The 15,368-nt window shown below is 42.5% G+C and carries 10 protein-coding genes, 7 tRNA genes and 3 rRNA genes; 5 read left to right on the plus strand and 15 right to left on the minus strand.

Annotated elements, in window-relative coordinates:
* Positions 1–8: 8 nt before the first annotated feature.
* The 11 genes from MKY07_RS14530 to MKY07_RS14580 all read right to left on the minus strand — a co-directional run bounded on the left by MKY07_RS14530 (position 9) and on the right by MKY07_RS14580 (position 6,893).
* A tRNA-Arg gene (locus MKY07_RS14530) sits at positions 9–85 on the minus strand.
* A 19-nt stretch (positions 86–104) separates the two neighbouring features.
* Positions 105–193: transfer RNA gene (locus MKY07_RS14535), tRNA-Leu, on the minus strand.
* Positions 194–199: 6 nt separating this feature from the next.
* A tRNA-Gly gene (locus tag MKY07_RS14540) sits at positions 200–274 on the minus strand.
* A 45-nt stretch (positions 275–319) separates the two neighbouring features.
* Positions 320–404: transfer RNA gene (locus tag MKY07_RS14545), tRNA-Leu, on the minus strand.
* A 16-nt stretch (positions 405–420) separates the two neighbouring features.
* Positions 421–496: transfer RNA gene (locus MKY07_RS14550), tRNA-Lys, on the minus strand.
* A 6-nt stretch (positions 497–502) separates the two neighbouring features.
* Positions 503–578, minus strand: a tRNA-Thr gene (locus MKY07_RS14555).
* Positions 579–587: 9 nt separating this feature from the next.
* Positions 588–663, minus strand: a tRNA-Val gene (locus MKY07_RS14560).
* 9 nt (positions 664–672) lie between these two features.
* A 5S ribosomal RNA gene (gene rrf, locus MKY07_RS14565) occupies positions 673–788 on the minus strand.
* Positions 789–875: 87 nt separating this feature from the next.
* Positions 876–3,804: ribosomal RNA gene (locus MKY07_RS14570) — 23S ribosomal RNA — on the minus strand.
* A 317-nt stretch (positions 3,805–4,121) separates the two neighbouring features.
* Positions 4,122–5,678 (minus strand): 16S ribosomal RNA (locus MKY07_RS14575).
* Together the 16S, 23S and 5S rRNA genes with 7 tRNA genes alongside form the textbook arrangement of a ribosomal RNA operon.
* A gap of 324 nt (positions 5,679–6,002) precedes the next feature.
* Positions 6,003–6,893 carry a DMT family transporter gene (locus MKY07_RS14580; RefSeq protein ID WP_065216285.1) on the minus strand — a complete coding sequence of 297 codons (891 nt, stop codon included), beginning with the start codon at positions 6,891–6,893 and terminating at the stop codon, positions 6,003–6,005.
* A gap of 141 nt (positions 6,894–7,034) precedes the next feature.
* Between MKY07_RS14580 and MKY07_RS14585 the strand changes: the two genes are divergently transcribed.
* Together MKY07_RS14585 and MKY07_RS14590 are read left to right on the plus strand one after the other, a co-directional pair.
* Positions 7,035–7,754 carry an MgtC/SapB family protein gene (locus MKY07_RS14585; RefSeq protein ID WP_008408857.1) on the plus strand — a complete coding sequence of 240 codons (720 nt, stop codon included), beginning with the start codon at positions 7,035–7,037 and terminating at the stop codon, positions 7,752–7,754.
* 14 nt (positions 7,755–7,768) lie between these two features.
* Positions 7,769–8,758, plus strand: coding sequence for a cation diffusion facilitator family transporter (locus tag MKY07_RS14590; protein WP_065216286.1), 990 nt, complete (start codon positions 7,769–7,771; stop codon positions 8,756–8,758).
* Between the two features lie 60 nt (positions 8,759–8,818).
* On the opposite strand, the gene MKY07_RS14595 is transcribed toward MKY07_RS14590, so the two are convergent.
* From MKY07_RS14595 to yugI, 3 genes are all read right to left on the minus strand, one after another.
* Positions 8,819–9,982, minus strand: coding sequence for an iron-containing alcohol dehydrogenase (locus tag MKY07_RS14595; RefSeq protein WP_065216287.1), 1,164 nt, complete (start codon positions 9,980–9,982; stop codon positions 8,819–8,821).
* Between the two features lie 68 nt (positions 9,983–10,050).
* Positions 10,051–11,295: a Glu/Leu/Phe/Val dehydrogenase gene (locus MKY07_RS14600; protein WP_008408851.1), complete on the minus strand. Its 1,245-nt coding sequence runs from the start codon at positions 11,293–11,295 to the stop codon at positions 10,051–10,053.
* Positions 11,296–11,525: 230 nt separating this feature from the next.
* Entirely contained in the window at positions 11,526–11,900 is a 375-nt protein-coding gene (gene yugI, locus MKY07_RS14605) for a S1 domain-containing post-transcriptional regulator GSP13 (RefSeq protein ID WP_008408849.1), read from the minus strand.
* Between the two features lie 246 nt (positions 11,901–12,146).
* Between yugI and MKY07_RS14610 the strand changes: the two genes are divergently transcribed.
* Positions 12,147–13,475, plus strand: coding sequence for a sodium-dependent transporter (locus tag MKY07_RS14610; protein ID WP_008408847.1), 1,329 nt, complete (start codon positions 12,147–12,149; stop codon positions 13,473–13,475).
* A 111-nt stretch (positions 13,476–13,586) separates the two neighbouring features.
* The gene (locus MKY07_RS14615) at positions 13,587–13,793 is read left to right on the plus strand and encodes a helix-turn-helix transcriptional regulator (protein WP_008408845.1); all 207 of its coding nucleotides are present in this window, start codon (positions 13,587–13,589) and stop codon (positions 13,791–13,793) included.
* Positions 13,794–13,829: 36 nt separating this feature from the next.
* Here the strand turns inward: MKY07_RS14615 and MKY07_RS14620 are convergent, their stop codons facing one another.
* Positions 13,830–14,090 (minus strand): YugE family protein, encoded by a 261-nt coding sequence (locus tag MKY07_RS14620; RefSeq protein ID WP_173364534.1) that lies wholly within the window; start codon positions 14,088–14,090, stop codon positions 13,830–13,832.
* Between the two features lie 78 nt (positions 14,091–14,168).
* Here MKY07_RS14620 and MKY07_RS14625 point away from each other — a divergent pair, with 78 nt between their 5' ends.
* The gene (locus tag MKY07_RS14625; protein ID WP_065216288.1) at positions 14,169–15,347 is read left to right on the plus strand and encodes a MalY/PatB family protein; all 1,179 of its coding nucleotides are present in this window, start codon (positions 14,169–14,171) and stop codon (positions 15,345–15,347) included.
* Positions 15,348–15,368 lie beyond the last annotated feature (21 nt).

Genomic DNA, 15,368 nt, shown 5'->3' on the forward strand with positions numbered 1-15,368 from the left:
AAATAATATGGCGCGCCCGGCAGGAGTCGAACCCACAACCTTCTGATCCGTAGTCAGACGCTCTATCCAATTGAGCTACGGGCGCATATTGTTTATTTAAAAGATGGTGCCGAGGGCCGGAATCGAACCGGCACGGTGATCACTCACCGCAGGATTTTAAGTCCTGTGCGTCTGCCAGTTCCGCCACCCCGGCATTTTTTGGAGCGGAAGACGAGGTTCGAACTCGCGACCCCCACCTTGGCAAGGTGGTGTTCTACCACTGAACTACTTCCGCAAAATGCTTAAGATATTTTTACTCTGACAGTAATATGAAATTAAATGGTGCGGGTGAAGGGAGTCGAACCCCCACGCCTTGCGGCGCTAGATCCTAAGTCTAGTGCGTCTGCCAATTCCGCCACACCCGCTAAGCAGTATATAAACTGGTGAGCCATGAAGGACTCGAACCTTCGACCCTCTGATTAAAAGTCAGATGCTCTACCAACTGAGCTAATGGCTCTCTAAATGGTGCCGGCGAAAGGAGTCGAACCCTCGACCTACTGATTACAAGTCAGTTGCTCTACCAACTGAGCTACACCGGCATTTAGAAATGGTGGAGGATGACGGGCTCGAACCGCCGACCCCCTGCTTGTAAGGCAGGTGCTCTCCCAGCTGAGCTAATCCTCCAATATTCTAGCGAAGCGACGTCCTACTCTCACAGGGGGAAGCCCCCAACTACCATCGGCGCTAAAGAGCTTAACTTCCGTGTTCGGTATGGGAACGGGTGTGACCTCTTTGCCATCATCACTTCACTATAGTGGCCTTTAAATAAGCCTATATAAAAGAATTTCATTCTTTCAAAACTGGATAAACGTTTCATTGAGTTTGTGCAATAAAATGTGGTTAAGTCCTCGACCGATTAGTATTCGTCAGCTGCATGCGTCACCGCACTTCCACCTCGAACCTATCTACCTGATCGTCTTTCAGGGGTCTTACTTACTTGCGTAATGGGAAATCTCATCTTGAGGGGGGCTTCATGCTTAGATGCTTTCAGCACTTATCCCGTCCATACATAGCTACCCAGCGATGCCTTTGGCAAGACAACTGGTACACCAGCGGTATGTCCATCCCGGTCCTCTCGTACTAAGGACAGCTCCTCTCAAATTTCCTACGCCCACGACGGATAGGGACCGAACTGTCTCACGACGTTCTGAACCCAGCTCGCGTACCGCTTTAATGGGCGAACAGCCCAACCCTTGGGACCGACTACAGCCCCAGGATGCGATGAGCCGACATCGAGGTGCCAAACCTCCCCGTCGATGTGGACTCTTGGGGGAGATAAGCCTGTTATCCCCGGGGTAGCTTTTATCCGTTGAGCGATGGCCCTTCCATGCGGAACCACCGGATCACTAAGCCCGTCTTTCGACCCTGCTCGACTTGTAGGTCTCGCAGTCAAGCTCCCTTATGCCTTTACACTCTACGAATGATTTCCAACCATTCTGAGGGAACCTTTGGGCGCCTCCGTTACTCTTTAGGAGGCGACCGCCCCAGTCAAACTGTCCGCCTGACACTGTCTCCTACCCCGCTAAGGGGCATGGGTTAGAAGTTCAATACAACCAGGGTAGTATCCCACCGACGCCTCCTTCGAAGCTGGCGCTCCGAGATCTCTGGCTCCTACCTATCCTGTACAAGTTGTACCAAAATTCAATATCAGGCTACAGTAAAGCTCCACGGGGTCTTTCCGTCCTGTCGCGGGTAACCTGCATCTTCACAGGTACTATAATTTCACCGAGTCTCTCGTTGAGACAGTGCCCAGATCGTTACGCCTTTCGTGCGGGTCGGAACTTACCCGACAAGGAATTTCGCTACCTTAGGACCGTTATAGTTACGGCCGCCGTTTACTGGGGCTTCAATTCACAGCTTCGCTTGCGCTAACCGCTCCTCTTAACCTTCCAGCACCGGGCAGGCGTCAGCCCCTATACGTCACCTTACGGTTTTGCAGAGACCTGTGTTTTTGCTAAACAGTCGCCTGGGCCTATTCACTGCGGCTTCTCTAGGCTATGCACCCAAAGAAGCACCCCTTCTCCCGAAGTTACGGGGTCATTTTGCCGAGTTCCTTAACGAGAGTTCTCTCGCACACCTTAGGATTCTCTCCTCGACTACCTGTGTCGGTTTGCGGTACGGGCACCTCTCACCTCGATAGAGGCTTTTCTTGGCAGTGTGAAATCAGGAACTTCGCTCATACGAGCTCGTCATCACAGCTCAACGTTATAGTATGCGGATTTGCCTACATACACGCCTTACTGCTTGAACACGCGCAACCAACGGCGTGCTTACCCTATCCTACTGCGTCCCCCCATTTCTCAAACGGTGAGGAGGTGGTACAGGAATATCAACCTGTTGTCCATCGCCTACGCCTATCGGCCTCGGCTTAGGTCCCGACTAACCCTGAGCGGACGAGCCTTCCTCAGGAAACCTTAGTCATACGGTGCATGGGATTCTCACCCATGTTTCGCTACTCATACCGGCATTCTCACTTCTAACCGCTCCACCAGTCCTTCCGGTCTGACTTCAACGCTGTTAGAACGCTCTCCTACCACGCATACTCAAAGTATGCATCCACAGCTTCGGTGAATCGTTTAGCCCCGATACATTTTCGGCGCAGCGTCACTCGACCAGTGAGCTATTACGCACTCTTTAAATGATGGCTGCTTCTAAGCCAACATCCTGGTTGTCTAAGCAACGCCACATCCTTTTCCACTTAACGATTACTTGGGGACCTTAGCTGGTGGTCTGGGCTGTTTCCCTCTTGACTACGGATCTTATCACTCGCAGTCTGACTCCCGTGTATAAATATCCGGCATTCGGAGTTTGTCTGAATTCGGTAAAGCGAGATGCCCCCCTAGTCCAAACAGTGCTCTACCTCCGGTATTCTCAATCACGAGGCTAGCCCTAAAGCTATTTCGGAGAGAACCAGCTATCTCCAGGTTCGATTGGAATTTCTCCGCTACCCACACCTCATCCCCGCACTTTTCAACGTGCGTGGGTTCGGGCCTCCAGTGAGTGTTACCTCACCTTCACCCTGGACATGGGTAGATCACCTGGTTTCGGGTCTACGACCACGTACTAATTCGCCCTATTCAGACTCGCTTTCGCTGCGGCTCCGTCTTCTCAACTTAACCTCGCACGTAATCGTAACTCGCCGGTTCATTCTACAAAAGGCACGCTATCACCCATTAACGGGCTCTAACTACTTGTAGGCACACGGTTTCAGGATCTATTTCACTCCCCTTCCGGGGTGCTTTTCACCTTTCCCTCACGGTACTGGTTCACTATCGGTCACTAGGTAGTATTTAGCCTTGGGAGATGGTCCTCCCGGATTCCGACGGAATTTCACGTGTTCCGCCGTACTCAGGATCCACTCTGGAGGGAATGAACTTTTGACTACAGGGCTTTTACCTTGTTTCGCGGACCTTTCCAAGTCGCTTCGTCTAATTCATTCTTTTGTAACTCCGTATAGAGTGTCCTACAACCCCAAAGAGCAAGCTCTTTGGTTTGGGCTCTTCCCGTTTCGCTCGCCGCTACTCAGGGAATCGAATTTTCTTTCTGTTCCTGCAGGTACTTAGATGTTTCAGTTCCCTGCGTCTGTCTTCAACACGCTATGAATTCACGTGAAGATACTATCCGATTAAAGATAGTGGGTTCCCCCATTCGGAAATCCCCGGATCAAAGCTTACTTACAGCTCCCCGAGGCATATCGGTGTTAGTGCCGTCCTTCATCGACTCCTAGTGCCAAGGCATCCACCGTGCGCCCTTATTAACTTAACCAAAAGTTAACACTTAGATCAGAGATCTAAGATTTAAGTTTACACGTCAATTGCTTGACTTGTTTAAAAATCTATAAAATAGAAATTTGATTTATTGCTTTCAATGTCGTTTTATCCAGTTTTCAAAGAACGAAGCAGCTGACTTCAATCACATCGTGAGAAGCTTCACTGATTTTGCTTCATGCAGCTTTGCGACGTAAGCGCAAGCGTCAGGAGCAAGGTTTGAAGTATTTCATTCAATTAAGAATGAACCTTCAAAACTGAACAGCAAACGTTAATGTTTCATTCCCCGAAAGAATGATTCCGAAAAATCCTTAGAAAGGAGGTGATCCAGCCGCACCTTCCGATACGGCTACCTTGTTACGACTTCACCCCAATCATCTATCCCACCTTCGGCGGCTGGCTCCATAAAGGTTACCTCACCGACTTCGGGTGTTACAAACTCTCGTGGTGTGACGGGCGGTGTGTACAAGGCCCGGGAACGTATTCACCGCGGCATGCTGATCCGCGATTACTAGCGATTCCGGCTTCATGTAGGCGAGTTGCAGCCTACAATCCGAACTGAGAACGGTTTTATCGGATTAGCTCCCCCTCGCGGGTTGGCAACCGTTTGTACCGTCCATTGTAGCACGTGTGTAGCCCAGGTCATAAGGGGCATGATGATTTGACGTCATCCCCACCTTCCTCCGGTTTATCACCGGCAGTCTCCTTAGAGTGCCCAACTGAATGATGGCAACTAAGAATAAGGGTTGCGCTCGTTGCGGGACTTAACCCAACATCTCACGACACGAGCTGACGACAACCATGCACCACCTGTCACCGTTGCCCCCGAAGGGGAAACTATGTCTCCATAGTGGTCACCGGGATGTCAAGACCTGGTAAGGTTCTTCGCGTTGCTTCGAATTAAACCACATGCTCCACCGCTTGTGCGGGCCCCCGTCAATTCCTTTGAGTTTCAGTCTTGCGACCGTACTCCCCAGGCGGAGTGCTTAATGCGTTAGCTGCAGCACTGAGGGGCGGAAACCCCCCAACACTTAGCACTCATCGTTTACGGCGTGGACTACCAGGGTATCTAATCCTGTTTGCTCCCCACGCTTTCGCGCCTCAGTGTCAGTTACAGACCAGACAGTCGCCTTCGCCACTGGTGTTCCTCCAAATCTCTACGCATTTCACCGCTACACTTGGAATTCCACTATCCTCTTCTGCACTCAAGTTCCCCAGTTTCCAATGACCCTCCCCGGTTGAGCCGGGGGCTTTCACATCAGACTTAAGGAACCACCTGCGCGCGCTTTACGCCCAATAATTCCGGACAACGCTTGCCACCTACGTATTACCGCGGCTGCTGGCACGTAGTTAGCCGTGGCTTTCTAACAAGGTACCGTCAAGGTAGCGCCAGTTACTACGCTACTTGTTCTTCCCTTGCAACAGAGTTTTACGAACCGAAATCCTTCTTCACTCACGCGGCGTTGCTCCATCAGACTTTCGTCCATTGTGGAAGATTCCCTACTGCTGCCTCCCGTAGGAGTCTGGGCCGTGTCTCAGTCCCAGTGTGGCCGATCACCCTCTCAGGTCGGCTACGCATCGTTGCCTTGGTGAGCCGTTACCTCACCAACTAGCTAATGCGCCGCGGGTCCATCTTATAGTGACAGCCGAAACCGTCTTTCAACTTTCAAACATGTGTTAAAAAGTATTATTCGGTATTAGCCCCGGTTTCCCGGAGTTATCCCAATCTATAAGGTAGGTTACCCACGTGTTACTCACCCGTCCGCCGCTAAAATTTTAAAGGTGCAAGCACCAATAAAATTTCCGCTCGACTTGCATGTATTAGGCACGCCGCCAGCGTTCGTCCTGAGCCAGGATCAAACTCTCCATAAAAGTAGTTTGAAAGCTCATTTGCTTTGCTAGCGATCCAACTTCGTTAGAAGTTGAAATCTATTGTTTGCTTCATTTAAGAAGCTTGTTTCATTAACGTTGCTTGTTCAGTTTTCAAGGTTCATTGTGTCCCAAACAGGAACTTCTCAATATTATCATTTCACTATTATTATGTCAATAACATTTAATAATATTTTTTCACTTCATTAGCGACTTAGACTAGTGTAATATACTGTTTCTACGAAGTCAATAATTATTGCGAAATATTTTTGAAGTAACTATCCTCTTAAGGACAAGTAATAATATACCTCAAAAGGATAGTTGAAATCAAGCTTTTTTTCTAAAAAACTTTTTTAGGTCTATTACAAACAACATAATCCCCAAAATAACGACTAATCCGCCTACAATTTGGGAAACAGTCAAATATTCATTGAAGATAAACATTGCAAGTAGTGCAGCACCAACCGGTTCAAATAAAATGGCAATCGAAATTACATTTGTACTCGTCCATTTTAACACCCAGTTGAAAAGATTATGCCCTAATAAGTTTGGAATAATCGCCAATAAAATAAACCACATCCAATCAATCGCCGGATATGGACCGAATGATTCCCCTTTTACAATAATATAAAAGAATAAAGTAACTGTACTTACTGAATAAACGACCATCGTGTATGTAACAAGAGACAATCTTTTCCGTACATCTTGCCCGAACAATAAATAACCCGTTATTAAGGCACAGGCAATCAATGCTAATATATCCCCATAAAGTGCCGTACCACTAATTTTGAAATCTCCCCAGCTAATAAGGACGCTGCCTAAAATCGCAATGCCCCCTGCAATAAATGTCTGGAGCGTTATCTTTTCTTTGAAAAATAAATACGTTCCTATAAAAGCAAATAGCGGCTGCATTGTTACTAACACTGTAGAACTGGCTACAGAAGTGTAATTTAATGATTCAAACCATAAAATAAAATGAAATGATAAAAATACCCCTGCGATTGATGAAAAGATCCAATCGCGTTTTGACAGCACTTTTATTTCATTTTTATATTTCATCAAAAACCACGGGAGCATAATCATTATCGAAAACAGCATACGGTAAAAGGCAATAACTCCAGCATCTGCACTTGAAAGTTTTACAAAAATCGCAGAAAGGGAAACAGAGATTACCCCAATAATAATAGGGATATACGGGTGGATTGGTGGTTTTTCCACTAAAATCCCTTCTTTCTATAATATATTATCTAATAGGAAATATTTTGCGATACCTCATATCACATTATCAAACTATACCTTATTAAGAATTATTTTTCGAGAGGATTTGAATTCCATTTAACATGAAGGAGATGTTTGGATATGGAATGGTTAGCGAATGATAAATTTACGTTAGAAATTTTATTAAAATTATTAATTGCGGCTACACTAAGTTTAATTATTGGTATCGAAAGGGAATTGAAAAAGAAGCCAGTCGGTCTAAAGACAAGTTTAGTTATTGCAACATTTAGTTGTTTACTTACGATTATCTCAATTGAGACTGCCTATTCAACACCTGCACGAGACGATATTAACATTACGATGGATCCATTGCGATTAGCTGCACAAATTGTAAGCGGTATTGGTTTTTTAGGTGCTGGTGTTATTTTGCGTAAGGGGAATGACAGTATAACGGGTCTTACAACAGCAGCAATGATTTGGGGAGCAGCCGGAATCGGAATTGCCGTAGGAGCTGGCTTTTATATTGAAGCTTTTATTACTGTGATTATTGTCGTACTGGGCATTGAACTACTGGCACCTTTTCTGTTTAGATTCGGTCCAAAACGTCTAAGAATGCGTGAAGTATCTTTAATTATCAATACCGACCAAGCAGATAATATAAAAAACCTCGTGGATTATTTGAGGGAGCATGATATGTATATTGATAATATTTCAATCAGGGATGTACCATTTTCTGATAAGCTGTTGCACGAAATCGATATACGATTGTCGACCGTCGAAACGAATCATACAATCGAACTTTACAACCGGCTGCGAAAGTTGGATTATGTAAGAAATATTAAAATAGAATATTTAGATTAACGGAGGAAAACGCAATGGGAGAACTATTTAAATTACTCAAGGATGGTAATAAACCGTCATTACTCGCTGCATTCGTCAATACATTTTTAGGAACGATCAAAGGAGTTGCGTTCTTCTTTACTGGAAATGTTGCGATGTTCGCCGAAATGATGCACTCTTTCGGGGATGCTGCAAACCAATTTTTCGTATTCATAGGCTCTGCCCTAGCAAAAAAGGCTCCTACTCCAAAATTTCCGAATGGTTACGGACGTATAGTTAACTTAGTCTGTTTGGGCGCCGTTTTAATTGTAGCAATCCTTTCATATGAAACAATTAAAGAAGGATGGCATCATTTTATGCATCCTGCAACGGAATCTTCAGGAGTTTTGATTGCTCTTGGTGTATTGGCAATTGGTATCATTCTAGAAGGTTTTGTTTTAAATAAAGCCGCAAAAGAAGTGCTTCATGAAGTTAGCGTAGAACCTAAAGGGATAATAATATTCCAGTCTGCAAAATATTTAAAGCGTGCAAAACCGGCGACAAAGCTTGTATGGATGGAAGACTTAGTGGCGACTTCAGGTAATGTCCTGGCGTTTTTAGCAATTGTTATAGCATATTTCACCGAATTTTACCGATTAGAAGGATTTATTTCAATGGTAATCGGTTTAATGATGTTTTACGTAGTTGGCCGTGTCTTTTTAGATAATGCACGTGGGGCAATTGGAGAAACTGATGAGGAAATGCTTGTGCATATCGGAAATCTTGTGATGGAAGATCCTCATGTAACAGATATCGCACGACTTGAAGTAATTAAAGAAGGCGAATTTTTACATGTTGAACTAATTGCGGAAACAGATCCAAGTTTGTCTCTCGCCTATTTAGATGATGTACGCGATCATTTAACTACACTGCTGTTAAACCAAAAAGGTGTGACAAAAGTTACGTTGGCGTTCGATGAGGATAATGGAGAACGCAGCTGGACACATATCGCTACAAAACCCGAATCAGAAAAAGGCATGATTTAATTGAATCAAGTAAAAAGGAAGCTGGTCCCACTATCCGACCGCTTCCTTTTTTTCACGTTCTTATAAAGACATTTCTAAAATTTTGCGTACATCCTCTTCTTCAAGTTTATTGAAGTTGCCGAATGGACCATATACTAGGCAATGCTCAACCATTTCTTCGAAGTGTGTAGCATCAATATCATAGTCAGCTAAGCGATTCGGGGCACCAAGAGATGTCCAAAACGCTGATAATGCTTCTATACCTTCCAAACCAACTTGTTCCTCTGATTTGTTTGTCGGATCAATATTGAATACATTTACAGCTAATTTTGCAAAACGGGAAGGATTCACCTGTAAATTATGCTTCATCCAGTTCGGGAATAAAATAGCTAAGCCGCTTGCATGTGCAATATCGTAATATGCTGATACCGCATGCTCAATATTATGCGTTGCCCAGTCCCCGCGTGAGCCTAATGCCAGGAAACCATTTAGGCCGATTGTTCCTGCAAGCATTAATGTTTCACGATGCTCATAGTTAGACGGATCTTTCAATGCTTTCGGTGCAACATCGATCAGCGTACGTAAAATCCCTTCGCTCATTTCATCTGTAATCGGTGTGTTTGTAGCATTGTTGAAATACTGTTCAAAGATATGAGACATTGTATCAACAACACCATTTACCGTTTGGTTTGCCGGCACTGAATAAGTATAGGATGGATCTAAAATCGAGAATTTCGGGAAAGTTGCCGGGCTACCCCAACCATACTTCTCTTTTGTTTCTAAGTTCGTAATAACCGAACCTGAGTTCATTTCAGATGCTGTCGCTGCTAATGTCAGGACTGTTGCTAATGGTAATGCTTCAGTTGCCATAACTTTTCTAGTTACGATATCCCAGGCATCCGCCTCCACTTTTGCACCTGCAACGATTAACTTAGAGCAGTCAATGACCGAACCGCCCCCTACCGCCAACACGATATCAATCTGATTTTCTTTACAAATTTCAATACCTTTACGTGCTGTTTCTACACGAGGGTTTGGTTCGACACCTGATAACTCAAATACATTCATGTTCAAGTCATTTAAAATGGCCATAATATCATCGTATACACCATTCGATTTAATACTTCCCCCACCATACACGATTAATATATTTTTTCCGTATTGCGGAAGTTCTTTTCTTAAATGTTCAATACTCCCTTTACCAAAATGAATCTTTACTGGATTATAAAATGAAAATTCGTTCATCATTAGTTCCCCCTATTTTCAAAAAAGTCCCACTCCAATAATAGGAGTGAGACTTAATAATATAATGTTTATACCCATCCACGGAAGCGAGAGGCCTCGGCAGTGCGGCGAACACCAACCATATATGCAGCCAAACGCATGTTAATATTACGGTTTTGAGCTGTTGTATAAACATTTTCAAATGCAGCAATCATTTTTGAATATAATTTTTCACGTACTTCTTCTTCCGTCCAATAATAACCCATATTGTTTTGTACCCATTCGAAGTAAGATACCGTTACACCACCAGCAGACGCTAAAACATCCGGAACAAGCAAAATACCGCGCTCTGTTAAAATTTTAGTTGCTTCAGCTGTAGTTGGACCGTTCGCTGCTTCTACAACGATGTTTGCTTTAATTTGATGTGCATTGTCCGCTGTAATTTGATTTTCAATAGCAGCAGGCACTAAAATATCGCAATCCAGTTCCAAAAGCTCTTTGTTTGAAATTGTATTTTCAAACAATGTAGTAACCGTTCCAAATGAATCGCGGCGATCTAATAAGTAATCGATATCCAAACCGTTCGGATCATGCAACGCACCGTGTGCATCTGAAATACCAATAACTTTCGCACCTAAATCACTCATAAACTTCGCTAAAAAACTACCTGCGTTACCGAAGCCTTGAATAACCACTCGTGCGCCTTTAATATCAATATTACGTTTTTTTGCAGCTTCTTCGATCACAATTGTAACACCTTCTGCAGTTGCACGGTCGCGACCTTGTGAACCGCCAAGAACGATTGGTTTACCTGTAATGAATCCTGGCGAGTTAAATTCATCCATACGGCTGTACTCATCCATCATCCAAGCCATAATTTGAGCATTTGTAAATACGTCTGGTGCAGGAATATCCTTCGTCGGGCCAACTACTTGACTAATGGCACGAACATAGCCGCGGCTTAATCGTTCAATTTCACCCATTGACATTTCGCGTGGGTCACAGATAACGCCACCTTTCCCTCCGCCATATGGAAGGTCAACAATACCGCATTTTAACGTCATCCACATCGAAAGCGCTTTCACTTCCTCTTCCGATACCATCGGGTGGAAGCGTACGCCACCTTTTGTTGGACCTACTGCATCATTATGTTGTGCACGGTAACCAGTAAATACTTTTGTCGTACCGTCATCCATTTTTACAGGAATACGCACAGTCAACATACGAAGTGGTTCTTTCAGTAATTCATACATTGCTTCGTCATAGCCTAGTTTATTTAATGCCTCATGAATTACTTCTTGAGTTGATGTAAATAAGTTCAAATTTTCAGCCATTTTATAATTCGCCTCTTTAAATTTTGATGTATTTGGGTCTTTCCGCCAACATTGTAACATACTTTATTCAGAGTTTGTTAAATATTTAGCCACATTTTATACACTTTTAACAATTCCTTTGATAATTAACGAAGAAAGCGCTTTTTTCATTAAATTTGCTCAAAACTGACCTATTGTCTCCATATAAAAAACATGTCCAACTTATTAAAAATAAATTGAACATGTCCTGCTTAATGTCCAGATTGTTCGATCCAATCTTTCAATTTTTCCTTTAAAATTTGAAATCCATCCGCATCCACTTCATCGACCCGATCTTGTAAAGAACGCCGTGGCGGCATATCCCTTCTTCGGTGGAACGGTACTTCCTGCAGCTCGCGTATCGATAAGCTTATTTTTTTTTGATCTGTATCCACATCCAGAACTTTAACTTCTATTTCATCCCCGACGGATAAAAAATCACTTACATCCTTCACAAAACCGTATGTGATTTCAGAAATATGCACAAGTCCCTGCGTATATTCATCTAAAGCAACAAAAGCTCCGTATGGTTGAATTCCTGTCACTTTACCCGTTAGCACGTCACCCACTTCAATTTTTTTTGTCATACGTTGTTCCTACCTTCTTTTCGTATATACGTAAATGTCATGTTAAATTATAACATATGAGACGAGCTGTAACAAAGAATCGCTTTAATCTAGCGTTTTTAAGTCATTAAATAAGAGTCTATCTAAAAAAATGTAAAAATTTCTTCTCCTTCAATTTGCAGATTCAATAAATTCAAAAAACTTTTTGCTAAATACGTGAATCGTACTGTAAAATGAGTACTTGCATATATATGAGGAGGGTTTTTTTTGTCATCTAGAGATCAATTTACATCTAAGATAGGATTCATACTTGCGGCAGCAGGAAGCGCAATCGGTCTTGGCGCGATTTGGAAGTTCCCCTATATGGCGGGCACGAATGGCGGTAGTGTATTTATTATTTTGTTTGTTCTATGTACTATTTTAATTGGTTTACCGATATTAATCGCAGAATTTATGATTGGACGACGAGGTCAAAAAGATCCGATCACATCTTTTAAAGAGCAGGCTCCAAATAAACCGTGGTTTATGATCGGTTGGATTGGCCTTGTTGCGTGCGGGTTAATATTATCCTTCTATAGTGTTGTAGGTGGTTGGATATTAAGCTATATACTTCGGGCTGTTAGTTTTTCACTTACAGGTCAAGGGGTAAATTTCAGCACTTTGTTCACGGATATTATTTCAAACCCATGGGAAGTGTTAATCGCACAGGCTGCTTTCATGCTTTTAACATTATTCATTGTACAAGCTGGAATAAAAAACGGGATTGAAACAGCAAGTAAATGGATGATGCCGATTCTATTCTTATTTTTCATTTTACTGTTTATTCGTTCTATTACATTGGATGGTGCGATGGAAGGCGTTAAATTCATGTTCGTTCCGGACTGGTCATACCTAAGCGGCGATACTTTAATGTTAGCGTTAGGTCAAGCGTTCTTCTCTCTTAGTATTGGAGTTGCGGCAATGATAACATACGCATCTTATTTATCTAAGAAAGAAAAAATTGTAACTTCCGCTGTAAATGTTGCGAGTATGAATATTGCGATTTCTTTATTGGCAGGCCTTGTTATATTTCCTGCAGTATTCGCATTAGGCTTTTCTCCTACAGAGGGACCTGGCTTAGTATTTATAATGATCCCAGCGGTTTTTGAACAATTGCCATTTGGCGGATTTTTATTGCTGGTATTTTTCATCTTACTCCTGTTTGCAACAGTTACATCAGCGATTGCATTACTGGAAGTGGTCGTTTCAATCGGTATTCGAGAAAAAACAGCTCAGCGTAAAAAAGCCTCTTGGTTATTAGCATCGATTATTTTTATTGTCGGTATCCCCAGTGCTTTGTCATTCGGAATTTTATCGGACATCACCATTTTCGAACGGTCTATTTTTGACTTTGTTGATTATGTAACAAGCGCGATTTTAATGCCGATCGGTGCCTTTTTAACTTCTATTTTTGCCGGATATTATTATTCAAAGAAAATTTCTCGTGAAGAAATGCAGGCATCCCCAATTGTTTATAATTGCTGGTTGTTTATTGTACGTTATGTAGCCCCACTTTCGATTGCGGCTATCTTTATTAATAAAGTTTTCTTTAGTTAAACTTGAAAAACTTGTCCGATATAAAAATCGGACAAGTTTTTTTTATAATTTAGAGGACTTTATAAGTTGTTGTTCATATGATAGTAAACATATACGGGGAGGAGATGGGAAATGAAATTGCAGTTTCAGGAACAGATGAAAACTTTACGTTCGGAAAAGAATTTATCAATTGAAGAGCTTTCATTACGAACACAAATCAGTATTGAAAAACTGACAGCCTACGAAAACGGTGAGCAAATTCCTTCAACCCAAACCATACTAATTTTATCAACTATTTTGGAAGTTCCGGTTTTGAACTTAATTGACGGATTACATTAAAATGCGGGCGACCTCAGCTTACAGGTCGCCTGCTTTTTATATAATACACTTCGCTTCGAATTTTACGGCAATTAATTTATAAGCGATTGCAACACATTGCTCAAATGGAATCCATTGTTCAAAAGAGTATTCATAAACTCTTTGAATGACTTTTGCCAATGTTGTTGGATCGTCAATATTTTGAAGTGCAGCGACAACATCTGCCGTTTCAGTAGAATAACTATCGGTACCGTAGCTAAAAGGGTCCCACTGTTCCAATAAATGTACACATTTTTGATTCATTTCAATATTATCCATTTGATTCACCTAACTACCTCTTATAATAGTAAGTATGATACCATAATTTGAAAGAAATCATAAGAAAAGAGGATTCAAATGTCTATTTTTAATAAAGTTCATGATCGTCGCGGTTCCGCATCTGTAAAATGGGATATGATGAATGTCGTTTACAATCTGAAAGATAATACTACAGAACTACTGCCGATGTGGGTAGCAGATATGGACTTCCCTCCACCTGCAGCTTTAACAGAAGCACTAAAGGCTCGATTGGAGCACCCTATTTTTGGCTATACATTTGCTGACAACGATGTAAAAAATGCAATTGTTCATTGGTATAAAACGCGCCACCAATGGACGATTGATCCTAACACAATTATTTTCCAGCCTGGTGTTGTGCCGGCAATCGCGACCATTATCGAAACCTTTACAGAGGTTGGTGATAAAATCGGTATGTCCACTCCAGCATACCCACCATTTACCAATGTACCGGCTGCTCAGAAACGTGAAGTCGTAACATGTGAATTAACTGAACAAAATGGTCATTATACGATGGATTTTGCTGAGCTTGAAGAAATATTCCGCGCCGGTATTAAACTATTTGTTTTATGTAATCCGCATAACCCGATCGGTATTGTTTGGAGCCGTGAAGAGCTGGAGCAGTTAGTCGCACTATGTGTTCAATACGATGTCTATCTATTATCCGATGAAATTCATGCGGATATTTCAATACAAAAATCATATACGCCTGTATTAACGTTAGCGAATGCAAACGAGGCAAAAATTATCACATGTATTGCACCAACAAAAACGTTTAATATTGCCGGAATTCATGCCGCAATGATTGTTGCATCAGACCGTAAACTATTTACGGCAATCGAAAAAAATACACAGGCACACGGTAATTTAGGTTTAAATACATTTGCTTCGACTGCTGTAAAGGCTGTCTATTCAGAAGGAGCAGCGTGGTTGGACGATCTTCTTGTTTATATAAAAAACAATATGGAATATGTTGCGAAAGAATTGAACGCTATTGAAGGACTTGATGTGGAAATTCCCGATGCGACGTATTTAATGTGGATTGACTATCGTAAAACAGGGATTGAAGAAAAGGAACTAATGGCACGACTTCTATCAGTAGGACAAGTTGCGCTAGATCCAGGGACAAAATACGGGGAAGCAGGAAGAGGCTTCTTACGTATCAATGTAGCTTGTCCATTCGAACTGTTGCAGGACGGGGTTGAACGCATTAAAAGAACGATGGCAACATTTGAATAATGAATCAAAGGGGCAGCCTGG

Source organism: Solibacillus sp. FSL W7-1472 (assembly GCF_037969775.1).
Classification (GTDB): domain Bacteria; phylum Bacillota; class Bacilli; order Bacillales_A; family Planococcaceae; genus Solibacillus; species Solibacillus silvestris.